The sequence below is a fragment of the Telluria sp. ZT3P25 genome (assembly GCF_059685895.1).
Window position 1 is genome coordinate 242,526 of sequence record NZ_JCASIJ010000002.1, and the last position, 22,255, is coordinate 264,780.

The following is a 22,255-nucleotide window of genomic DNA, read 5'->3' on the forward strand; positions in this document are numbered from 1 at the left end:
CTTTCGCGTTCACGGGTGTTCGTGGGATTTTCAACCCCACGATGGTAAGCGATTCCCGCGTCAGAAGTTTTCGAGGACGATTTTTCCAATGGCCTTGCCGCTTTCGATCAGCGCATGCGCGCGGCGCAGGTTGTCGGCCGTGATCGGGCCGAAGTGCTCGCCGAGGGTCGTCGTCAGGCGGCCATCATCGACCATGTCGGCCACGCGGTTCAGCAGCTCGTGCTGGCGCACCATGTCGGGTGTCCCGAACAGCGAGCGCGTAAACATCAGCTCCCAGTGCAGCGAGATCGACTTGCGCTTGAGCGGCACCGCGTCGAGGGTGGCCGGGTCGTCGATCAGCGCCAGCTGGCCCTGCGGCGCAAGGGCCTCGATGATGTCGGCGTAGTGATGATCGGTGTGCGTCAGGCTGATGACGATGTCGACCTGGTCGAAGCCCAGTTCGGCCAGCTGCGGCTGCATCGGGCGCGTATGGTCGACGGTATGGTGCGCACCCAGTTTGGTCACCCACTCGCGCGTGGCATCGCGCGATGCGCTGCCGATAACGGTCAGTTCGGTGAGCTGGCGCGCGAGCTGAACCAGGATCGAGCCAACACCACCGGCCGCGCCGATGACCAGCAGCGATTTGCCGGCCCCGCCGCCTTCAGGCACGCGCAGACGGTCGAACAGCAGCTCCCAGGCCGTGATCGACGTCAGGGGCAGGGCAGCCGCTTCGGCAAAGCCAAGCGTACGCGGCTTCTTGCCAACGATGCGCTCATCGACCGCCTGGAACTGGCTGTTGGAGCCGGGGCGAATGAGCGATCCGGCGTAAAAGACTTCATCGCCGGGCGCGAACAGCGTGACGCTATCGCCAACCGACTGCACGACACCACTGGCATCCCACCCGAGCACACGCGGTTCAGTCACCGCCACGCCAAGGCGAATCTTGGTATCGACCGGATTGACCGACACCGCGCGCACCTCGACCACCACATCATGCGGCCCCGGCTCCGGCATCGCCAGTTCCACCTCGACCAGCGCCTTCGGGTCCTCAATCGGCAACCCATTCTGCGTATAAACAATTGCTTTCATTTCTTCTCCTAAAAACAAACAATGAGGGTCAGAGTCGAATTGTTTGACAACTTCAGTTAATCAATTTCTTATTAATTCGACTCTGACCCTAATTGATTTGCAAGACATAAAGCCGAGCTCAAGATTGAAGCCAGATCGAACGAAAATTGGATCAATTGCTCATTAATTCTACTCTGACCCTAATTGTTTAATGGGGTAATGCGGCATAAAACTATGCCTTTAAGATACTAATTTAAATCAGGAAATTAAATCATCCCTGATCGCATAAAATTCAAAGAAAACAATTAGGGTCAGAGTCGAATTGTTTGTCAATTTTTGAAAATAAATTGAAAATTAATTCGACTCTGACCCTAATTAAAGCTGGCACACATTCAAGTGATTCAATACTGTTGGCGCTGTAACATTTACTGGCTTGATATTGGGCTATTGCTCATTAATTCTACACTGACCCTCATTGTTAGGGGGTGAGGCGTTTGACGATGGTGCCGTTCTGGATGACGACGGCGGGGGCTTCCAGCAGGCGGATGTTTGACGTTGGGTCGCCTTCAACGGCGACGAGGTCGGCGTAGCGGCCGGGTTCGATGATGCCGACGTCCTTGCGTGCCAGTGCTTCGGCGGCGTTGATGGTGGCGCTCTGGATTGCTTGCAGTGGCGTCATGCCGTACTGGACCATGACGGCGAACTGCTTGCCGTTGCCGCCGTGCGGGTGGACGCCGGCGTCGGTGCCGAACACCATTTTCACGCCGGCTGCGTGCGCGCGCTTGAAGTTCTGGCGCTGCAGTTCTGTCACTTCGCGGTCCTTGCGCAGATTGTCTTCCAGCACGCCGTTTTTCTTACCTTCGGCCGCCGTGTAGCTGCCGTTGTAGATGTCCATCGACAGCCATGCGCCATGCTTCTTGGCCAGGGCGATGCCTTCGTCGTCGATCAGGCTGGCGTGTTCGATGGTATTCACACCGGCGCGGATGGCGTCCTTGATGCCGGCGGCACCGTGCGCGTGCGCAGCAACCTGCAGGCCCCACTGGTGTGCTTCCTCGACGGCCGCGCGCAGTTCGGCGAGGTTCATCTGCTGCTGGCCCGGCTCGGTGTTGCGCGAGAAGACGCCGCCCGTGGCACAGACCTTGATCACCTGGGCGCCGTACTTGCGCAGCGAGCGCACCGACTTGCGCACTTCGTCCGGACCGTCGGCGTTGTACGGGCCTTTCTGGTCCATCGATGGCGGGAAGTAGGTGCTGTCGCAGTGGCTGCCGGTCGGGCCGAACGACCAGGCGGCGGGGATGATGCGCGGGCCGCGCACCTTGCCGGCGTCGATCGCCTGGCCCAGGCCGACGTCGTTCCAGTCGGCCGAGCCGAGATTGCGCACGGTGGTAAAGCCCGCGTCGAGCGTCTTGCCCGCATGGACGACGGCCAGCGCCGACCAGAAGCGGTCGTTGTATTCGAGGTTGCTGTAGCCGCCGTAGGTGGGGTCGGCGTCGATGTGGACATGCATGTCGATCAGGCCGGGCAGCAGCGTCATGCCGGGCAGGTCGATCCGCGTGGGGGCTTCGCCAGCGGCCGCCACGCCGCCAGCAGCCGCAGCGCCACCCGCGCGCCCGATGCTGACGACTTTGCCGTCGCGCACCAGGATCTCGGGCTTGTCGATCATGCGTCCGGTTTTCACGTCCAGCAGCCGCTCGGCGCTGATGATGACGTCGGCGGCGTGCACGCCGGACCAGCCCACGGTGGCCATGCACAGGGCCATCAGATTCAGTGCCAAACGGTTCTTGCGGTTCAAGCGAGCTCCTCGAAAATTGGATGGACAAAATGCAACTTTACACCGCCATGCACCCGGTCCATCCACTTTTTTTGCAGCCTCACGCGTCGACCACGAGCAGCACCGCCAGCACCAGCATCACGGCGCCCGTCAGTGCCTCGATCACGCGCCACACCCCCGGCCGCGCCAGCGTCGACGCAAAGCGCCGCGCTCCCAGTCCAATCGCCGAGAACCACAGCGCGGATGCCGTGATCGCCCCCAACGCAAACGAACTGCGCTCGCTCGCGGCCAGGCTACTGCCGACCGCCCCCAGCAACACCACGGTGTCCAGATACACGTGCGGATTGAGCAGCGACAGTGCCAGCACGGTCGCCAGCGCCGCGCCCAGCGTCTGCGCCTGCGCTGCCGCGGCGCCGGACAAGGTCGCGCCGCCACGCCAGCTGCTCGACCAGCAGCGCAGGCCATACCAGACCAGGAACGCCGCGCCGCCATAGCGCGCCAGCGGCATCAGGACCGGCGACGCCTCGATCAGCGCGCCCAGGCCACTGGTGCCCGCCGCGATCAGGATCGCATCGACGACGATGCAGGTCGCGACCGTCGGCAGCACGTGCCGGCCCCGCACTGCGGTGCGCAGCACGTGCGCGTTCTGGGCGCCGATGCCCATGATGAGACCAGCGCCCAGTCCCAGCCCCTGAAGATAGATCTGTTGCGAGAACATGGCAGCCTTTCGTGCGAAAGCCGCCACTATTCCAGCCCCTGAAATCCACTTCAATTATATTCATGATTATTCAGGCCACGTAAGAAACGCTAATCATGAAGCTCGACCCTCGCCGCAGCGCCGCCTTCCTCGCCGCCATCGACGCCGGCAGCCTGGAAGCTGCCGCCGCCCAGCTCAGGATCACGCCGTCGGCCGTCTCGCAGCGCATCTCGGCGCTGGAGCAGGACATGGGCACGCCGCTGCTGGTGCGCAGCCGGCCATGCCGCCCGACCGCACCCGGCGCGCGGCTGCTGCAATACCTGCGCCGCTCCACGCTGCTCGAATCGGAGTTTTTGGCCGAGATGACGGGCGACCCGGGCCCGGCGCGCGTGACGCTCGCCGTCAACAACGACACGCTGGCGACCTGGCTGTTGCCGGTGCTGGCGCCCATCCTGATCGACGAACAGCTGCTGGTCGAATTCATCCTCGACAACCAGGGCCACACGTTTTCGCTGCTGGAAGGCGGCCACGCGGTGGCCTGCATCTCGGGCGAGCCGGAACCGATGCGCGGCTGCAGCGCGAGCCTGCTCGGCGTGATGCGCTACCGGCTGGTGGCCTCGCCCGCGTTCGCGCGGCGCTGGTTCCCGGACGGGATCACGCGCGCCACCGCGCAGGTCGCGCCGCTGATGGTCTTCGATCGCAAGGATGCGATGCAGTCGTCGTTCCTGCTCACGCAATTCGGTCTGCCCGAAGGCGCGTATCCGTTTCACTACGTGCCGGCCAGCGATCCGTTCGCGGAAAGCGTGCGCCTCGGACTTGGCTACGGCATGCTGCCGCACGAGCAGTGTGCGGCGCTGCTGCAGAGCGGCGACCTGGTCGACCTGTCGCCCGCCATCGCGCACGACGTGCCACTGTACTGGCACGCGTGGCGCATCCAGCCGCCACGGCTCGAACGCATGGGCGCGGCGCTGCTCAAGGCTGCCAGAAAGGCGCTGCTGCCGCTTGCGCCGCCTTGAACAGCGTCGTAACGAAAAAAAGGCCGGCTGCGCAAGCAGTCGGCCCCTCAGGTCAGGCAACGATCAGATCAGGCGATCACGAACCGATACGGCCACCGTCGTTCTTGGTGATGACCAGCGTTGCCGAACGCGGACGCTTGCCCGCGCCGTAGCCGGCGTTGGCTGGCCACTGGCTCGTGTACTTGGTCGGGTCGCCCAGATTGGCAGCGGCCGTAGTCTCGCCCGGGTGCTGGATGTTGACGAACAGCGCCTTGCCATCCGGCGTTTCGGCGATGCCGGTCAGCTCGCAGCCTTTCGGGCCCACCAGGAAACGCTTGAGCGTGTCCGCCGTGGCGGCCTTGCCGACGTAGGTGTCGACGTTCAGGATCGAACCGTCGGCCTTCACGTTCGGCACGGTGACCTTCTTGCCGTCGCCGACCGTGCCTGGCCGGCCGGCCAGCATCATGCAGTTGGTGACGTCGGTGTAGGCACCATCGTCGGTCTGGAACCAGCAGATGCCGGTCGAGGCGGTGAAGGACATGCCGTCCGGGCTCGAGAAGTCCTGGTCCGCGGAGAGGCCCGACAGGTTGATCGTGCTCGCAGCGGCAGCCGCTTCGGCGCCGAACAGGTACACGTCCCAGCTGAAGGTGGTGGCGGTCGAACCGGCCGCGTCTTCCTTCATGCGGATGATGTGGCCGTTCGGGTTGCCCGGCTGGGCGGTGGTGCCCTTCATGTCGGTGTAGGCGCGCGGATTGGCAGCGTCCAGACCCATCTGGCTCGAGCCGCTTGGTTCGGCGCGGCGGTTGCTGTTGTTGGTCAGCGTGTAGTAGATCTCGCCGTTGGCCGGATTGACCGAGCACCATTCAGGGCGGTCCATCTTGGTCGCGCCGACGGCATCGGCCGCCAGACGGGCGTTGACAAACACGTCGGCCTGGTCGGCGAACTTGTAGGTGGCGTAGCCGGCAATCGCGGCGTTGGCGATGTTCAGTTCAATCCAGCTGCCCTTGCCGTCGGCATTGAACTTGGCCACATACAGCTTGCCGCTGTCGAGGTATTTGTCGCCAGTGGCGATACGGTCGGCAGCGATGGCGTCGGCCGGATTCCACGGTGCGTCCGTGACGAACTTGTAGATGTACTCTCCGCGCGAATCGTCACCCATGTAGATGGCCAGCGGCGCGCCGGCCAGCAGGCGGCCGAAGGCAGCGCTTTCGTGAGCGAAGCGGCCCAGCGCAGTGCGCTTTTTCAGGGGGCGGGTCTTGTCGTAGGCATCCATCTCGACGATGTAGCCTTCGCCATTGAGCTCATTGCGGTAGTCGTCGCTGCCGTCCGTCGACTTGCCCGACTTGCTGATGTTCCAGCGTGCGTACTTGTCGTCCGCGCCGCCCGTTTCCCAGCCGTGGCGCGAGGCTGCGCCCTGTGCCACGCCGTAGCGATTGAGCGATGCGACGCTCTTGTCGCCGCGCGCCGTGTTGTCGGTGGCCGAGCGGGTGAAGTAGCCGGCCCAGTTTTCTTCGCCCGACAGATAGGTGTTCCACGGGGTGCGGCCGGTGCCGCAGTTGTTGAGCGTGCCGCGGAACTTGGTGCCGTCCGGCGAGTACTTGGTCTTGACCAGCGCATTGCCGCGCACCGGGCCCGAAATCTGAACTTCGGTCTGCTGGTGCACGCGGCGGTTGAAGTTCGAACCCTGCAGGTATTCCCACTTGCCGTTGCTAGTGCGCACTTCAACGATGGACAGGCCATGCAGCGCCATCTCCTTGTCGACTTCCAGCGCAGGGCGTGGCAGCGTGTTGGTGCCGCCATTGGCATGCACGAAGAACGAGGCCAGACCTTCGTTGGTGGTCGCTTCGTGGTTCATGGCCAGCAGGCCGCGCGTGACGCCGGTGGTCGAGACAGCGCCGTCGGCGGACAGCGAGAAGAATTCCATGCCGTCGTGGTGGTCGCCCGCGCGGTTCTCGAAATCGGTATCGGTGCCGTCGTTCTTGTAGGCGGCAGTGCCGGCCGCGAGCGGGTCGCCCAGCGCGTAGATCACGCTGGCGGTGTAACCGGCCGGGACCACGACGCTATCGGCCAGGCTCTTGCCGACGGCGGTAAAGCCCAGCAGCTTTTCAACCGGCGCCGGCGGGGTCGTGACCACTGGCGCTGGGGCCGCGGTGACAGGATCATCATCCGAACCGCCGCAAGCAGTCAGGCCGAACGTGCTCAGCAGGGCGGTGGCGGCCGTGGCGGCGCCGCCGCGCAGCATGTTGCGGCGGCTCAGGCGGGCGTTCATGACAGTGCTGAATTGCTCGTTCGACGAAGTATTCAGGTCGATATCGTCATGGTCGATGCCATGGCGGGCGAGATCGGTCGGCTTGTTCACGGGATGGATCCTGTATTTGTTGTGTGGATAAGGGAAAGCCCGTGAATAGTAGTAAGGCAAAATGACGCCGGCATGACAGTTTGGTCACAGTTTGATGACATGAGAGCCAATACGCCCATGGCCGGATGCACGGCGCATACATAAACACTGCAAGTTCACGCCGATCTCGGTAGAATTTCCTGTTGAAATTGTTTTAACGTTCTCCATCTGGAGGCATAGCCGGAAGGTCATACATGCAGGAACCCCGCGACACCATGCCGGCACAGGACGCCGTCACCTTCGGCTGGGCATTGTTCGAAGCCATCCCCGACTGCGTGAAGCTGCTCGACATCGATGGCGCCATCCTCGCGATGAACTGCAATGGCCGCAGCGTGATGGAGATCGACGATATCGCCGCGCTGCGTGGCCAGCCCTGGATCGCGTTCTGGCCGGCCGAATCCCACGCCGCCGTGCGTACGGCCCTCGAGACAGCGCGCGCTGGCGGTACAGGCCAGCTCATTGCCGCCTGTCCCACCGCCAAAGGCACGCCCAAGTGGTGGGACGTGGTGATCACCCGCACCGCCAGCAGCGATGGCCTGGGCGGCCACCTGCTCGTGATCTCGCGCGACATCACGCAGCAGCGCAACGCCAGCGAAGAGCGCGAACGGCTGCTGCACCAGCTGCAGGCTGCGAACATCGAGAGCGAGCGGGTGGTGGGGCAGCTGCGCGCCAGCGAAAAACGCTACCGCATCCTGTTCGACTCGGTCGACGAAGGCTTCTGCATCTTCGAGATGCTGTTCGACGAGGCGAACCGGCCCATCGACTACCGCTTTCTCGAGATGAACCCGACCTTCGAAGCGCACACCGGCCTGAAAAATGCCGTGGGCCGCACCGCGCGCGAGATGCTGCCGGGGCTCGACGACTTCTGGTTCGACACCTATGGCCGCGTGGCGCTCACGGGCGAACCGGTGCGCTTCGAGAACGAAGCACCGGCCATGGGTCGCTGGTTCGACGTCTACGCGACCCGCATTGGCGGCGCGGACAGCCGCAAGGTGGGGCTCCTGTTCAACGACATCTCGGTGCGCAAGCAGTCGGAATCGACGCTGCGCCGGCTGGCCGACGACCTGGCCGAGGCAGACCGCCGCAAGACGGAATTTCTGGCCACGCTGGCCCACGAGCTGCGCAACCCGCTGGCACCGATCAGGAATGGCCTGTCGGTGATGCGTCTGAGCGGCGACAATCCGGCGGCCATGGCCAAGGTGCGCGACATGATGGAGCGCCAGGTCGGGCACATGGTGCACCTGATCGACGACCTGCTCGACATCGCCCGCATCAGCGGCGGCAAGCTGGAACTCAAGTGCCAGCGCACCGACCTGGCATCCATCCTGGCCAGCGCGGTCGAAACGAGCATGCCGCTGATCGACGCAGGCGGGCACGCACTGACTGTCGACGTGCTTGAGGCGGCGCTACCGGTCGACGCCGACGCCACCCGCATTGCGCAGGTGGTGGCCAACCTGCTCAATAACGCGGCCAAGTACACCCCGCCAGGCGGGCAGATCGCCCTGTCGGCGCGGCGCGATGGCCTTGACGCCGTGATCACGGTGCGTGACAGCGGCGTGGGCATCGCCGCGGATGCGCTGGCCGGCGTGTTCGAGATGTTCAGCCAGATCGGCCGCACGGTCGACCGCTCGCAGGGTGGGCTGGGCATCGGCCTGTCGCTGGTACGGCGCCTGGTGGAGATGCATGGCGGCTCGGTCGCCGCCAGCAGCGCCGGCACCAATGCCGGCAGCCTGTTTACCGTGCGCCTGCCATTGGCCGCCGAAGCAGCGCAGGCCAGGGCGGTGCCAGGCGAGCCTGCGCCGGCGCTTGATAACGCGGCCGGCGGCCTGAAGGTGCTGGTGGTGGACGACAATGTCGATGCGGCCGTGACGCTGTCGATGATCCTGGAGATCTCGGGCTACACGGCGCGGGTGGCGCACGACGGCTACGAGGCGCTGGCCGTCGCGCAGGCGTTCGGACCGCGCGTGGCGTTCCTGGACATCGGCATGCCGGGCATGAGCGGCTACGAGACAGCGCGCGCGATTCGCGCCACGCCGGGTCTGGAAGACATCGTGCTGGTGGCGCTGACCGGCTGGGGCGCCGAGAGCGATCGCCAGCGCTCGAACGAGGCGGGGTTCGACCACCACCTGACCAAACCGGTGCAGCTCGACGTGGTCGAGGCGCTGCTGGCGGGTCTGTGACACCGGCGCCCCGCCGGGCCAGTCAGTTGCGGCGCAGTTCGTCCTCGAGGTCGCCGATCAGCTGCGCCACGGTGGGCGTGATGCCCTTGTCGCCCGGCGTATAGAACACGCCCGGCAAAACACTGTCTTCTTCGAGCTGCGGCAGCAGTTCTTCGATCAGTTCCTCCAGCGAGAACGCCTGCGCGTCGTAGCCGTCCCACTCGAATTCGGCGCACAGCGTGGCGTATTCGTTGGCCGGCCACATCGGAAACACGAGGGTGCCGTCGTCGGTTTTGGCCAGCGCCCAGCCATCCTGGTACAGGCCCCACACTTCGCGCGCCTCGGCCGCGCGCCGGATGAAATACTCGTAGCGTTCCGGTCCCGCCAGCGTCACGACGGCCGCCAGTTGCTGGCCAGCCAGCTTGATCGCCGAGATGATCTGTTCGCTCATCACCACTCCCGTCCATCGAGGCGTGATGCCCCACAACCATCAGGATACGCCATCAGGATGGACCGGGTGCGTTAGTCACACAACGAACGGCGACGATGCAGCAGGCTGTGTCTGGGCAATCGGGTCTGGTGTGGCATGCAGGTCGTAGCGCACATCGTGCCGGTCGCCCGGCGGCGCATCGAGCACCAGGAAGGCGTCCCAGCCCAGCCGGCCCGGGCTGATGGCGTCCAGTGTGGTGTTGTGGACGTCGGCCGCGCGCAGAACCACCTCGACTTCGTATTCGAGGGCGACGCCGGTAAACAGCGCCAGCACGCTCTTGAGCGCGCGCGCGGCGAGCCCGCCCGGCAAGAAGGCCTGAAAGCCCGCATGCGCCAGCGGCCCGACGATCAGGCGCAGGCGCAGCGTGCGCTGCCAGACACGCGCGCCGGCCAGCGCACGCGTGCCCAGCACGGCGCTGTCCTGGCCCAGCATCGATTGCTGCGCCCCCGGGATGTCGTACCAGGCGCCGATGAATTGTTCGGCCACGATCGGCTGGCCGAAATACTCCGACAGGACGCGCGCGAGCTGCACGGCCGATACTGGCCGGTGCCGGACCGACGCGGCAAAATAGCCGATCGATTCGTCCAGCACCGCGCCGTCGCCCACGTCGGCCAGGCGCCGTCGCAGCGCCTCGTTACCCAGCCCCGCAAGGCTCATCAGGATTGGCAGGAACGCATCGTGGCCATCGAGCTGGTACCTCAAAGGCAGGCGGTATTTGCGCCAGGCTTCGTAGAACAGGGCCAGCGAGCGGTTCGAGAACGCGTCCAGGAAGGCGCGCGGGCCATCGTCTTCTTCCTCGTTCTTGTGGTGCGCCTGGTGCGCCGCAATGCGCTCGGTGTAATGCGCCGGCAGCACGCCATTGCAGCCCAACAGGCCCATGAAGGCCGGCGTCAGGCGCACATGGCGCAACGTGCCTTCATGCACCGCATCGGCCAGCGCTGCAGCGTCGATCGGCAGCGCGAACGGCATACCGATCGACAGGTCGCGCACGTCGGCATGGATGCTTTCGAGCTGGCTGGCCGGAAAACCCAGCGAAACCGAATTCTGGAAGCGCAGCATATCGGCCACCAGCCTGCCCGGCGGCTTGCCGCGGCGCCGCAGCCACAATTCGAGCACCCGCACCGCCTGGAAGAAATCGAAGCGCCACGGCTCGCCAAACAGCTGCTCGATTACAGCAGACTCAGATCGCCGCTTCGGGGTACGCATCGCAGCAGTTCCTCTGACGATTGATGGGACACGATCACCAGCTGGGTAAAGCTGTTGGCGTGCACGTACAGCGCCAGAAAGCGCTCGATGATGTGGGCAAAAGCGTGGATGCCGCTGCCGACGAACGCTTCTTCGTCGACGCTCAGCCGCACCTCGATCCCGCGCACCAGGCAATTGAAGGGATTCCCGGACAGCCAGGCGCTGGTGGGCGTATAGGCAATCGCGAGGATGCCTCCGATCTGGCGCGTCGACGCGGCCGAGCGGGGCACGTCGTGCAGCGCCAGCATTTCGCGGAAGGCGTCGACGCCGCCATCGGCCAGCGACAGGTGGTTCAGCGACAGCAGCGAGATCAGGCGCCACTGCGCGCTGCGGCCGCGCGCAAAGCGCCAGGTGCGGGTCGGCTTGCGCAGGAAGGCAATGGCGTACGTACCCGAGTCGCCCTCCGTAAACAGATCGCCCCCCGGCTGGCCGTACGGCAGCAGCGATGGCAGATCGCGGTTGGTGCAGGTCAGTTCGAGATTGAGCGTGGTCTTTTCGACCTTGGCCGGATCGAAATCGATATCGACGATCGTGATCTGGGTCTCGAAACCGGGGCTGCGTTCGGCCAGCGCTTCATCGCGCGCCATGGCCCAGTAGTGGCCATCGTGCTGCGGCGTCTGTGCATGCTTGAGCGAATAGAACGGCTGGAACTGGATGATCGTTTCGCCCTGCGCCGTCTGACGCACCATATTGACGTCGTTGATCGCATTGACTTCGTAGCCATAGGCGCGGCGCGCGTCGGCCAGCACCGGGTAGTTGGCTTTGGCGTGGGTCAGCTGGATCGGTTCACCGCGCTGGGGGAACAGGTTGATCACCGGCGTGCAGCCGGTGAGCAGGTTGTTGGTCGAGAGTGTCCCCAGCATGCGCGCCAGGTTCGAGTCGCTGCGAATGCCGGCCAATGCCAGATGCACTGTCAATGCGCGGGTGCCGCGGGGCAGGGCGGCCGTCAGCACGGCCAGGTCAAGGTCGACGAAGTTGAATTTTTCAGGAAAGCAGAAGTACTCGGTGAGCAGGCGATACGCCGCATGCGAGCGCGCCGGGAAATCGATCAGCGCCTCGTCGTCACCAAAGCCGGCGCTGCGCACCGGCAGCGTGGGCAGCGCAACCCAGTGTCCACCATCGGCCTGCACGTACGCCGCCACGGTGCGCACCAGCAGCGCATCGCGCAGCGCCGCGCACAGCGACGGTTCGCCATCGAGGAACAACCGCAGCGCCGGCAACGTCAGCGCCAGCGCATCGAGACCGCGCCCGTCGCAGGTGATGGCAACGCGCACGCTGATGCTGGCCGTGGCGCCGGCCGGCAGGCGCACCGTGTCGGGCGCGCCGATGATCGGGGAGAATGCCACGCGCGTGATCGCCAGCGGCGCGACCGCCACCGGATACACGGTGCGAAACGTGCATTCCATGCCGCGCACAGGGCGCGTGCTGAATGCGGCGCCGCGTTCGATCGTTGTCACGCCGGTCTGCTGGTCGGCGGCGCTGGTGCCGTCGATCTGCGCGATCGAGCACGATGGAAAAGGCCGCAGGTAATGCGGGTACAGCACGTCGAACAGCGCTTCGGTGAACTCGGGATAATCGTCGTCGAGGCGCCGGGCGATGCGCGCATTGAGAAACGCGAACGACTGGATCATGCGTTCGGTGTGCGGGTCTTCGCAGACTTCGCCGCTCATCGACAGGCGCCCGGCGATGCGCGGATAGCGTTCGGCGAATTCGCGCAGGTTGTGGCGCAGATAAGCCAGCTCGCTTTCGTAATACGGCAGCAGCTGGTCCATCTCAAGCCTCCTTCGCTACCGCCATCGCTGCCGCGCGGCCGGCCTTGCGGATGCTGTACCGGAGCGTGGAAGGCTGCAGCACGGCGTCGAAGTTGACCGGCTCTTGCGACACGCTCCCCACCAGCACCGCCGTGATCGAAAAGCTCAGACGATTGATCGACGGGCCAGCCGCATCGTCGCGCAGCGCCAGCTGCGCCTTCACATCGGTCAGGCGCGGCTCATGGCGCGTGATGGCCGCTTCGATGCAGGTGCAGATGTGGACCCGGTCGGAAGGACTTGACAGCGAGCGGTCGGCGAAATCGCACAAGCCATAATCGACCATCGACGTCTTGCACTCGGTGTATCCGGCAAGTTCGCCTTCGTGGACGATCGAGCGCGTGTTCAGGAGCGCCTCGAGGTCGCGCGCCACCGCATCCTTCAACTCGTCGACATTCAGACGCGCGACGACGACACCCTGGCGTACCGGCTGGCCGAGCAGACGGTCGAACAGATCCGGCGTGTAACCCTTCATGAGGCGTTCCTTCGCGGTGGAGCAGGGGGGAGAGAGGGGAAATGTTGCGTGGTGAAAACCAATCGCATGTTGCCATGGGGTTCGTCGCCAAACGTTGATGAACTTCACGTGGGCAACTCTATGTCGTCGTTATTGTTTCTTTCCGGCCATAACAACTGGGAAGACAGCACCATGACGAGCAAAGTTCTCTGGGGCGAAGGCTTGCTGCTGCGCCCACAACACTTCCAGCGCCAGGATGCGTATCACGAGCATTGCCTGTTCAAGAGCGTCAAGGCGGCCCATCCCTATGCCTGGGGCGTGGAGTTCTGCGAAATCGATCGCGAGGCGCTGGCCAGCAGCATGCTGCGCGTGACCGGGCTGGCGCTGCGCTTCCAGGATGGCGAGCTGTACGAGGCGCCCGGCAGCGACGAGCTGCCCGTCACGATCGACCTGAGCACGCTGCCGCAAACGGTGCAGGCGGTAACGTACTACGCCGCGCTGCCGGGCCTCAAGCCCTTCAATGCCAACTTCGTGCAGCCCGGTCAGGCCGCAACGTCGGCCGACAATGCGGCGCGCTTCATGCAGGCGAACCTGGAGGCGCCTGACCTGTTCACGCAAGCCGCGCCGGTGCAGCTGGCTTACCTGCGGCGCGCGCTGCGCCTGGTGGCCGAGTTCGAGCCGCGCGACGCCTACATCCACTTCCCGCTGCTGCGCGTGCGACGCGCATCCACCGGGGGCTTCGAGCCCGATCCGGCCCTGGTGCCGCCGGTCCTGTCGGTGGGCGCGTCGCCCGTGCTGTTCCAGGCCTTGCGGCGCCTGCTCGACGCGCTGCAGGCCAAGGTCAGTGCGCTGTACGGCCACCATCGCGAACCGACCCGCAACGTGATCGAATTCCGCTCGGGCGACATGTCGTCGTTCTGGCTGCTGCACACGGCCAGTTCGGCTTACGCCGCACTGACGCACCACTTCCATCATCCGGCGCTGCATCCGGAGCGCCTGTTCCAGTCGTTGCTGGACGTGGCCGGCGGCCTGATGACGTTCTCGAAGAGCTGGACCCTGGCCGACCTGCCGAGTTACCAGCATGGCGATCCCGGGCCTGCCTTTGCGAAACTGCACGAGATCATCCGTGAGCTGCTCGACACGGTCATCTCGGCCAAATACTTCGGCATCGCACTGAACGAGGTGCGCCCGTCGTACCACCTCGGGATGCTCGACTCGGGCAAGATCGACGACGCCACCACGTTCTATATCGCAGTATCGGCCGACATCGCGGCGCTCGAACTGGTCGAGATCGTGCCGCTGCGCTTCAAGGTCGGCGCACCGGACGACGTCGAAAAATTCGTGCTCTCGGCACTGCCCGGTGTGCGCCTGCAGTATTCACCCCAGCCGCCGGCCGCGATCCCCGTGCGGCCCGAGACCTGCTACTTCAGCCTCGAATCTAAAGGGCCAATGTTCGAGCGCATGCTCAAGGCGCAGTCGATCTCGATCTACGCACCGGAAGGCTTGAAGGAACTCAAGCTCGAAATGCTGGCCGTGGTGGCATGAACGGGTGCTGCGGACCCAATGGGGATAAACCTGTGGATAAGTCTGAATACTCAACCATAGCGCTGTATGCACAGCGTTTTTGCCATCAGCAACGACGCAACACATCCACGCTTTTTGGCATCGCATTCAATTCCCAGTGGAAACTATCGCGTATGATAAACGTCTCTTCACGACACGATCTAACGCGCAATGAACACTGCCATGGCCGCCCCACCGAAGGCCGAGATGCCCCCAGCCCTGCTCGCTGAACTGAGTGCCTGGGCCCAACAGTATGCGCACGATGCCGGCGCCGGTCTGCGCGACGCACTGGCGACGGCCGACAGCGAGAAGCTGGCGCTGCAGGCCGATCTGGACGAGGCCCAGGCCGCGCGCGACCATGCCCAGTCGATGGCCGAGGAACGCGACGAAGAAATCCAGCGCCTGACGGCCGAGCTGCGCAACGCACGCCAGATCGCCACCGACGCGCTGGTCGGCAAAGCCAAGGACCAGCTGGCCATCGACGGCAAAGATGCGCAACTGGTCGATCTGCGCCAGCAGCTCGAGCGCAACGTGACGGCCACGGCGGCCGAGTCGGATGCACGCCTGCAGGCCCAGATGGACCTGATCGGCGCCACGACCGAGCGCGATAACCTGATGGGCGAGCTGAAGGATTTGCAAACGAAACTCGACACGTCGCGCACCGAGCGCAGCGCGCTGCGGGCCGAGCTCGAAGCACTGCGTTCACGCAAATAACACGGTCTGCAACGCACAATGACAAAGGCCCCGGCGCTGTCAAGCATCGGGGCCTTTGTCATTGTTACGACGGTCTTGCTTACTCTTGCGATGCGGCCGTCACGTCGAGCGTGAAGGCTTTCAGGCCCAGGACAGCGCTGCTCTGCTGACGGATCTGGTTGGCATACGCTGCATCGCCGTTGAGCTTGCGGCCATACGAAGGGATCATTTCTTTCATCTTGGCTTGCCACTCGGGCGTCTTCAGCTTGTCCTTGAACGCCGATGCCGCGATCACTTTCAGCATGATCGGTGCAGCAGTCGAAGCACCTGGCGACGCGCCCAGCAGGGCTGTGACCGAACCGTCACCCGATGCCACGACTTCGGTACCGAACTGCAGCAGGCCGCCCTTGGCCGGATCGTCCTTGACGATCTGCACGCGCTGACCTGCGTTGACCAGTTTCCAGTCTTCCTTCTTGGCTTCCGGCAGGTACTCACGCAGGGTTGCCACGCGATCTTCCTGCGACTGCATCACTTGCTCGACCAGGTACTTGGTCAGCGGGATGTTGTCGATACCGGCTTGCACCATCGGACGCACGTTGCCGGTGTTGACCGAGGCTGGCATGTCGATCCACGAACCATTTTTCAGGAACTTGGTCGAGAACGTCGCGAACGGGCCAAACAGCAGCGCTTTCTTGCCGTCGATGACGCGGGTGTCCAGGTGCGGGACAGACATTGGCGGCGAACCGACCGATGCCTTGCCATACACCTTGGCGTTGTGCGCCTCGACCAGCGCCTGGTTGGTGGTGACGAGCCACTGGCCACCGACCGGTACGCCACCGAAGCCCTTGGCTTCAGGAATGCCGGTCTTTTCCAGCAATGGCAGTGCGCCGCCGCCGGCGCCGATGAACACGAATTTGGTGCTCACGGTCGAGACCTTGTTGTCGGCCAGGTTCTTGACGGTGACGTTCCACAGACCGTTTTCGCCGCGCTTGATGTCTTCGACCTGGGTACGCAGGTTCAGCGTCATCCCGTGGGTGCCGGTCAGGTGCTTGACCATGCTGCGGGTCAGGGCGCCGAAGTTCACGTCGGTACCGATTTCCATACGGGTGGCAGCCACTTTTTGCGCTGCATCGCGGCCATTCATGACCAGCGGCGCCCACTTGCGGATTTCTGCCTGGTCTTCGCTATACAGCATGCCCTTGAACAGGTTTTCCTTCTGCAGTGCGGCGTAGCGCTTGCGCAGGAAATTGATGTTGTCGTCGCCCCAGACAAAGGCCATGTGCGGCACGTTGTTGATGAAGGTCTGCGGCGCCCCCAGGTACTGCTTCTGCACCTGATACGCCCAGAACTGCTTCGACACTTCGAACTGCTCGTTGATGTCGACTGCCTTTTTGGTGTCGATGGTACCGTCCGGCATTTCCGGCGTGTAGTTCAGCTCGGCGAAACCGGAGTGACCGGTGCCGGCGTTGTTCATGGCATCCGAACTTTCGGCCGAGACCGAGTCCATGCGTTCGTACATCTGGATCGTCAGTTCCGGATCGAGTTCCTTGAGCATCGTACCGAGCGTGGCGCTCATGACACCGGCACCGATCAGGACAACGTCAACCGGCTTGTCATTGGATGGAGCGGGCGCTTTCGAGCACGAAGCAACGATGAAGCAAGAAAGGACGACTAATAGCGAGTTGCGCATACGAGTATCACCTGAAAAAATGTGTGCGATGGCCTGGCATGCAACATCTGATTTAAAAATTCGACGGCTCGGTAGTGGCGCATTCCGTAAGTAACCGGAGGCGCCATTAGAGAACGGGTTGTCGGGATCTGTCGCGGAAATCAACCGCAACAAGCCTCGGCAAACGACGCAATAGCAAGGCCGATGCATCGCTGCGACCGGGTCTCGATCGGGGCGGCATCATGGGCTGGCAAACAAGGATATAACGCGTTGACAGGAGAGTCAGGCGGGCCAGTCAATATCCCTGGCGTCCATCGAAACTGGGGGTAACTCTTGTATAGGAGTTGGGCAAGTATAGCCCAAACAAATCAGCCTTGCTTGGGGCTGGCCCCCTTAAAAGGGCGTCTCAGTATTCAAGCGGTAGCGTTCTGCGTACTAATACTGAGGCGGTGGCGCGACGTTTGTGCGGTGGGTTTCTTGCGGTGTGCGATGCGGGGGTTGAGCCGCTTTTGAACAGATGATTGAATCCGGCTGATCTGGACACATGTAGCATGTTTGATCAGGGATTTGATGACCATGACCCATGCAACAAGCGTTGATACCGCGTCGGCGCCGCAAATCCTGACGATCGACGGCACGAGTATCCGCGACATCGCCTCGTTTTATGATGAGATCAACCGCGTATTCATGGTGGGCGAGGATTGGCGGCTTGGCGCCAGCCTGGATGGTCTGGATGACATGCTATACGGTGGTTATGGGGTCCTGCGCGGCATAGCCCCGGCAATCGTCGTGTGGGACCAGATGAACAGCAGCCGTATCGCTCTGGGGGTCGAGGCGACCCGTGCTTACTATCTCGCAAAGCTCGAGCATCCGCAGGTGTTCAAACCGGGCCCGATTCACGCGGCATTGGCGCGCCTTGGGGAGGGTGGGCCGACTTACTTCGACCTGGTGCTGCAGGTATTTGCTGATCATCCGAACATCACACTGCGGGCGGCTGACCACTAATGCATTCTCCGATCGACGACACCTTCCAGCTTTGAATGTTCCGGGACATCGTGCATTCAATTTCTTCATTCGCCGCACCCGGTGCCATTGTTCTATCCGGGCTGGCAGGAACTATTCGCTCGCAACTTCACGCCATTGTCACCACAGTAGCGGTTACCCCGGCAAGTCGAGTCCCCGCGCCACTTCCATTAACTGCTCGCGCAGCCATCGATGCCCCAGGTCATTGTTCTGGTAGCGGTGCCACTGCATCGACATCCGCAAGGCAGGCAAAGGCACCGGCGGCGCAAGTACACGGACCGGCAACCGCTCCTGCATATCGAGAGCCAGCCTGGTCTGCGTGATGGCAATCATTTGAGTATTAACGATCATCGGGATCAGCGACGTGAAATCGTGCGTCGTGATGCAGATGCGGCGCGTGAGGCCAAGAGCGTCGAGGTGGCTCTCTGCCAGGGACGGTACGCTTGGCTGGCCCAGGCGCACGACGGCATGGCCGCTTTGCAAAAACGTATCCAGATCAAGTTCTTCTCCGACAGCCGTGTTGCCATTCCAGACGATGCATCTGAAGGTGTCTTCGAACAAGTGTTCATGCGGTTGTTCGGAATCGATAAATTCGGCCGGCATGATCGATAAATCGGTTTCGCCATTACGCAAGAACTGGTGGACGTTTTCGATCTGCGGGCGTAGTTCAATGCTGATGAACGGCGCTACTGCCTGCAGGCGGCGCATCAGCGGCGCAATCAACAGCTGCACCGCGTAATCCGAAACCGTGATGCGGAACGTGCGCTTTTCGTTCGCAATGTCGAGAGTGGGGCGGTGCGCCACCGTCGCCTGGATCCGTAGCAGCAGTGCTCGCACCGGTTCCTGTAGATCCTGACCCAGTGGTGTCAGCGTCATCGTGCGGCCGGTTGGCACCAGCAACTGGTCGCCGAAATACACACGCAATTTCGCCAACATGCCGCTGATGGCGGACGGACTGGTGAACAACCTCTGCGCCGCACCGATGATCTTCTTTTCATCCAGAAGTGCGTCCAGCACGACCAGCAGGTTCAGGTTGAGCCCGTTAAAACGCATGCAATCCCTTTCGATGCAGCTATCAGTTATTCAGACGGGTCGTATTTCTATTCTCGAACACCTGAATATTGCAATTAACATAAAATAGTTGCTTGATGTTTAATGATTTTAAGCAATTTTATTTTATCACGTACTAATAAAGAGAAGTTGACATGAAGAAATACCAGTATTTGGCAAGTGCAATGGCCTTGCTAGCCCAGTCGGCTTTCGCCGAGCCACAGCAAGCGAGTAGTGCCGCCGCCTTGCAGGCGAAGGAAATCCGCCTCGACGTCGCCGAGAAACAAAAAAACTTGACGACTGAGACCACTGCCGAAGCCCCGGCACCGGTCCCTGTGCTTGAGTTGCCGCTGGATGAAGCCGATTCGCCAGGAGCAACCAAACAATGATGCACGCTTTCACTCCTTCCCGCCGGACGATAATGCGTACTGGTTTCCTGGCACTGTCCCTCGGGACCATGGCCATTGCATCCGCCTATGACGTCACGCCTCGCACCACCCCGATGGTGGGCAACGACGTTGACGCCCGCGTGGGCGCAATGATCGACAACATGAGCACGTCGCAAAAGATCAACTTCACGCGTGTCAACGATGGCCACATGATTCCCGTGTTGCCGTCGCAAGGTCTGCCCGGAACGCTCGCCTACGATTCGTCGATGGGCGTTGGCAAGAATGCCGCCACATTCGGCGCGCAGTATCCGTCGCCGTCGGCGCTGGCCGCGAGCTGGTCAATCAACCGTGCCAAGCAGTTTGGCCTGGCGATTGCCTACGAAACGCGCAAGGCCGGCGCGCAGCAGATGCTGTCTCCAGGCGTTAATCTGTATCGCGCGCCATACAGCGGCCGCGCGGCCGAATACCTGTCCGGCGAAGATCCATTCATTGGCGCCGTGCTCGGGCCTGCCGTCACGAATGCCATCCAGGTGCAAGGCATCCAGGCGTCCGGCAAGCATTACATCGGCAACGATAACGAAGCCAACCGCCACCTGGCCAATGTGAAGATCGACGAGCGCACACTGCGTGAAATCTACATGCCGGGCTTCGAATCGCTGGTCAAGAACGCGAACATCGCGTCGATCATGTGCGGCTTTAACCTGATCAACGGCGAATACGCCTGTGAAAACCACCACCTGATCACCGAAGTGCTCAAGGGCGAGTGGGGTTTCAAGGGGTTTGTGATGAGCGACTTCAACTCGATCCACCACGCGCAAAAGGGCGCCTGGGCAGGCACCGACCTGGACATGCCGAGCGGTTTGCAATTCACCGAAGAAAATATCTGGAGCTACCTGTACAGCAACCAGCTGACCATGAACGTGCTTGACGACAAAGTGCGCCGCAATCTGCGTGCGATGGTCAGCTACGGTTTCGACAAGGGCTATGTGGATCCAGGCCCGCTCGACCGCTCGTACGGCGCCGCCGCCTCGCTGGCCCTGGCCCGTGAAGGTATCGTCATGCTCAAGAACGACGACGCGTCGACCCGGTCGCGCCATGTGCTGCCGCTGTCGATCGACGCGAAAGTTGCCGTGATCGGCGACCTGTCCATGCAAATGCCGGGTTCGCCGTTTGGCACCGCCTGGTCGCCGCCGACCAGCTACGTCACCACCATGGCCGGCATGCAGCAGCTGAATGTCGACGCTGCCAACATCACGTACATTCCGTCGATGTCGCTCAACCCGGTCGAGTCTGTTTGGTACCAGAGTGCACCTGACCGCAATGGCGCCGTGCCTGTCGCTGGCCTGACTGCCGAGTATTTCGACAACCTGACGCTGGCCGGCAAGCCGGTCGTAACGCGCACCGAGCCAGGCCTGGCGATGAATTTCCTGTCGGGCCAGAACGTCACCAATAATGGCCGCACCGCCATCGAGGGTTTTGCCCCGACCGCCGGCGCATTTTCGGCACGCTTCACCGGCACGTTCAAGCCGACCATCACGGGTGAACAGGTCTTCAAGATTCGTGCAGACGGCGCCTACAAATTGTGGATCGACGATAAGTTGATCATCGACTTCGACGGCACGCCGCTGTCGGGCGACGTGATCGATGCGGTCAGCCATTTCGGCAAAACCGTGAAACTCAAGGCAGGCCAGTTCTATAACGTCAAGATGGAATTCCAGCGCCTGAACGCCGGGTATTTCCCGGTCCTGGGTGGCATCAACGGTATCCAGATGAGCTGGGCATCGCTGGCGGCGCCAGACCTGTCACAGTACGACGCCGTGGTCGTGGGCGTGGGCATGAACGCCGAGTACGAAGGGGAAGGTTTCGACCGCAGCTTCGATTTGCCGGAGTATCAGGGCGAGATGCTGGCAAACGTGACCAAAGAGCACAAGAACACCATCGTCATCATGCATGGCGGTGCACCGTTCAACATGCGCCCATGGTCGAGCAAGGCCGGCGCCATTTTGGAAGCGTGGTATTCGGGCCAGTACGCTGGCCAGGCTCTGGCTGAAATCATCTACGGCAAAGTCAATCCGTCGGGCAAGCTGCCGGTGTCTATCGGCAAGAACGAAAGGGACTATCCGAGCTACGCCAGTTATTCGAACATCGACGACTACCTGCCGGCCGGCCTGTTTGGCTACCCTGCCACGAAAGCCAAAACCGAGCTGACCTATTCGGAAGGCCTGTACACGGGTTACCGCGGTTTCGACAAGACCAATATCAAGCCGTTGTATCCGTTCGGTTTTGGCTTGTCGTACACCAGCTATGCTTACAGCGACATGAAATTGTCGACGACGACGTTGAAAGGTGCCGAGACGGTCGAAGCGACCTTCACGCTGACCAATACCGGGGCCATGGACGGATTTGAAGTAGCGCAGCTGTACGTCAGCCCGGTCAAACCGCTGACGCACCGTCCCGAGAAGGAACTCAAGGGCTTTGCCAAAGTGTTCCTGAAAGCTGGAGAATCCAAGCGCGTGACGATTCCAGTCGATGCCCGTTCGCTGGCGTACTGGGTACAGAACACGGATACGTGGAATGTCGATGCGGCCAGCTACAAGATCCGCGTTGGCGGTTCGTCCGATGCCCTGCCGTTGACGCAGACGTTGAAGGCGGTTGTCGCCCAGAAGCTCCCGACCAATACGTCGAATCCGCTGCCAAAACCTGTTCAGCAGGCCGTGCAGGTGTCGGCTGATCAAGTCTACTGATCGGTTCGTTGCTCACTGTAAAAAGCTGAAAGGCCCCGCCGGATAACCGGCGGGGCCTTT

General features: G+C 62.6%; 17 protein-coding genes. 7 read left to right on the forward strand and 10 right to left on the reverse strand.

All coding sequences use genetic code 11. The annotated features are described in order from the left end of the window. Positions 1-60: 60 nt before the first annotated feature. The 3 genes from AC56LY_RS19630 to AC56LY_RS19640 all read right to left on the reverse strand — a co-directional run bounded on the left by AC56LY_RS19630 (position 61) and on the right by AC56LY_RS19640 (position 3,536). Positions 61-1,068 carry a zinc-binding alcohol dehydrogenase family protein gene (locus tag AC56LY_RS19630; protein WP_499582437.1) on the reverse strand — a complete coding sequence of 336 codons (1,008 nt, stop codon included), beginning with the start codon at positions 1,066-1,068 and terminating at the stop codon, positions 61-63. 457 nt (positions 1,069-1,525) lie between these two features. Beyond that, positions 1,526-2,839 carry a Xaa-Pro dipeptidase gene (locus AC56LY_RS19635; RefSeq protein ID WP_499582439.1) on the reverse strand — a complete coding sequence of 438 codons (1,314 nt, stop codon included), beginning with the start codon at positions 2,837-2,839 and terminating at the stop codon, positions 1,526-1,528. A gap of 79 nt (positions 2,840-2,918) precedes the next feature. Continuing rightward, on the reverse strand, positions 2,919-3,536 hold the full coding sequence (locus tag AC56LY_RS19640) for a LysE/ArgO family amino acid transporter (RefSeq protein WP_499582441.1): 618 nt from the start codon (positions 3,534-3,536) through the stop codon (positions 2,919-2,921). Between the two features lie 95 nt (positions 3,537-3,631). Here AC56LY_RS19640 and AC56LY_RS19645 point away from each other — a divergent pair, with 95 nt between their 5' ends. After that, positions 3,632-4,531, forward strand: coding sequence for a LysR family transcriptional regulator ArgP (locus tag AC56LY_RS19645; protein ID WP_499582443.1), 900 nt, complete (start codon positions 3,632-3,634; stop codon positions 4,529-4,531). Between the two features lie 76 nt (positions 4,532-4,607). Here the strand turns inward: AC56LY_RS19645 and AC56LY_RS19650 are convergent, their stop codons facing one another. Then, positions 4,608-6,869, reverse strand: a complete 2,262-nt coding sequence (locus AC56LY_RS19650; protein WP_499582445.1) for a PhoX family protein — start codon at positions 6,867-6,869, stop codon at positions 4,608-4,610. A gap of 233 nt (positions 6,870-7,102) precedes the next feature. Here AC56LY_RS19650 and AC56LY_RS19655 point away from each other — a divergent pair, with 233 nt between their 5' ends. Further along, complete coding sequence (locus tag AC56LY_RS19655) at positions 7,103-9,088, forward strand: PAS domain-containing hybrid sensor histidine kinase/response regulator (protein WP_499582447.1); 1,986 nt, start codon at positions 7,103-7,105, stop codon at positions 9,086-9,088. A gap of 22 nt (positions 9,089-9,110) precedes the next feature. Here AC56LY_RS19655 and AC56LY_RS19660 read toward each other — a convergent pair whose 3' ends face one another. The 4 genes from AC56LY_RS19660 to tssE all read right to left on the reverse strand — a co-directional run bounded on the left by AC56LY_RS19660 (position 9,111) and on the right by tssE (position 13,085). Further along, on the reverse strand, positions 9,111-9,518 hold the full coding sequence (locus AC56LY_RS19660) for a DUF2750 domain-containing protein (RefSeq protein WP_499582449.1): 408 nt from the start codon (positions 9,516-9,518) through the stop codon (positions 9,111-9,113). Positions 9,519-9,593: 75 nt separating this feature from the next. Beyond that, entirely contained in the window at positions 9,594-10,763 is a 1,170-nt protein-coding gene (tssG, locus tag AC56LY_RS19665; RefSeq protein WP_499582450.1) for a type VI secretion system baseplate subunit TssG, read from the reverse strand. After that, positions 10,727-12,574, reverse strand: coding sequence for a type VI secretion system baseplate subunit TssF (gene tssF, locus AC56LY_RS19670; RefSeq protein WP_499582452.1), 1,848 nt, complete (start codon positions 12,572-12,574; stop codon positions 10,727-10,729). Before tssF ends, tssG begins: the two co-directional genes overlap by 37 nt. 1 nt (position 12,575) lies before the next feature. Further along, complete coding sequence (tssE, locus tag AC56LY_RS19675; RefSeq protein WP_499582454.1) at positions 12,576-13,085, reverse strand: type VI secretion system baseplate subunit TssE; 510 nt, start codon at positions 13,083-13,085, stop codon at positions 12,576-12,578. Between the two features lie 171 nt (positions 13,086-13,256). On the opposite strand from tssE, the gene tssK reads away from it, so the two are divergent. Both tssK and AC56LY_RS19685 read left to right on the forward strand, forming a co-directional pair. Further along, a complete protein-coding gene (tssK, locus tag AC56LY_RS19680) occupies positions 13,257-14,609 on the forward strand; it encodes a type VI secretion system baseplate subunit TssK (protein ID WP_499582456.1) in 1,353 nt (450 codons plus the stop codon). A 201-nt stretch (positions 14,610-14,810) separates the two neighbouring features. Then, entirely contained in the window at positions 14,811-15,341 is a 531-nt protein-coding gene (locus tag AC56LY_RS19685; protein WP_499582458.1) for a DNA-binding protein, read from the forward strand. A gap of 79 nt (positions 15,342-15,420) precedes the next feature. Here the strand turns inward: AC56LY_RS19685 and mqo are convergent, their stop codons facing one another. Continuing rightward, complete coding sequence (mqo, locus tag AC56LY_RS19690) at positions 15,421-17,010, reverse strand: malate dehydrogenase (quinone) (protein WP_499582460.1); 1,590 nt, start codon at positions 17,008-17,010, stop codon at positions 15,421-15,423. 549 nt (positions 17,011-17,559) lie between these two features. On the opposite strand from mqo, the gene AC56LY_RS19695 reads away from it, so the two are divergent. Next, positions 17,560-17,994 (forward strand): barstar family protein, encoded by a 435-nt coding sequence (locus tag AC56LY_RS19695; RefSeq protein WP_499582462.1) that lies wholly within the window; start codon positions 17,560-17,562, stop codon positions 17,992-17,994. A 153-nt stretch (positions 17,995-18,147) separates the two neighbouring features. Here the strand turns inward: AC56LY_RS19695 and AC56LY_RS19700 are convergent, their stop codons facing one another. Then, complete coding sequence (locus AC56LY_RS19700; RefSeq protein ID WP_499582464.1) at positions 18,148-19,065, reverse strand: LysR family transcriptional regulator; 918 nt, start codon at positions 19,063-19,065, stop codon at positions 18,148-18,150. Positions 19,066-19,217: 152 nt separating this feature from the next. On the opposite strand from AC56LY_RS19700, the gene AC56LY_RS19705 reads away from it, so the two are divergent. Together AC56LY_RS19705 and AC56LY_RS19710 are read left to right on the forward strand one after the other, a co-directional pair. Then, complete coding sequence (locus AC56LY_RS19705) at positions 19,218-19,451, forward strand: hypothetical protein (protein ID WP_258836912.1); 234 nt, start codon at positions 19,218-19,220, stop codon at positions 19,449-19,451. Between the two features lie 32 nt (positions 19,452-19,483). Beyond that, positions 19,484-22,195 (forward strand): beta-glucosidase, encoded by a 2,712-nt coding sequence (locus tag AC56LY_RS19710; protein ID WP_499582466.1) that lies wholly within the window; start codon positions 19,484-19,486, stop codon positions 22,193-22,195. Positions 22,196-22,255: the final 60 nt, after the last annotated feature.

Bases quoted from the DNA above. Each gene is read 5' to 3' on its own strand.
- AC56LY_RS19655 (WP_499582447.1), top strand. From the start codon at position 7,103: ATGCAGGAACCCCGCGACACCATGCCGGCACAGGACGCCGTCACCTTC.
- AC56LY_RS19685 (WP_499582458.1), top strand. From the start codon at position 14,811: ATGGCCGCCCCACCGAAGGCCGAGATGCCCCCAGCCCTGCTCGCTGAA.
- AC56LY_RS19705 (WP_258836912.1), top strand. From the start codon at position 19,218: ATGAAGAAATACCAGTATTTGGCAAGTGCAATGGCCTTGCTAGCCCAG.
- AC56LY_RS19695 (WP_499582462.1), top strand. From the start codon at position 17,560: ATGACCATGACCCATGCAACAAGCGTTGATACCGCGTCGGCGCCGCAA.
- tssF (WP_499582452.1), bottom strand. From the start codon at position 12,574: ATGGACCAGCTGCTGCCGTATTACGAAAGCGAGCTGGCTTATCTGCGC.
- tssG (WP_499582450.1), bottom strand. From the start codon at position 10,763: ATGCGTACCCCGAAGCGGCGATCTGAGTCTGCTGTAATCGAGCAGCTG.
- AC56LY_RS19630 (WP_499582437.1), bottom strand. From the start codon at position 1,068: ATGAAAGCAATTGTTTATACGCAGAATGGGTTGCCGATTGAGGACCCG.
- AC56LY_RS19640 (WP_499582441.1), bottom strand. From the start codon at position 3,536: ATGTTCTCGCAACAGATCTATCTTCAGGGGCTGGGACTGGGCGCTGGT.
- tssK (WP_499582456.1), top strand. From the start codon at position 13,257: ATGACGAGCAAAGTTCTCTGGGGCGAAGGCTTGCTGCTGCGCCCACAA.
- mqo (WP_499582460.1), bottom strand. From the start codon at position 17,010: ATGCGCAACTCGCTATTAGTCGTCCTTTCTTGCTTCATCGTTGCTTCG.
- tssE (WP_499582454.1), bottom strand. From the start codon at position 13,085: ATGAAGGGTTACACGCCGGATCTGTTCGACCGTCTGCTCGGCCAGCCG.
- AC56LY_RS19710 (WP_499582466.1), top strand. From the start codon at position 19,484: ATGCGTACTGGTTTCCTGGCACTGTCCCTCGGGACCATGGCCATTGCA.
- AC56LY_RS19700 (WP_499582464.1), bottom strand. From the start codon at position 19,065: ATGCGTTTTAACGGGCTCAACCTGAACCTGCTGGTCGTGCTGGACGCA.
- AC56LY_RS19660 (WP_499582449.1), bottom strand. From the start codon at position 9,518: ATGAGCGAACAGATCATCTCGGCGATCAAGCTGGCTGGCCAGCAACTG.
- AC56LY_RS19645 (WP_499582443.1), top strand. From the start codon at position 3,632: ATGAAGCTCGACCCTCGCCGCAGCGCCGCCTTCCTCGCCGCCATCGAC.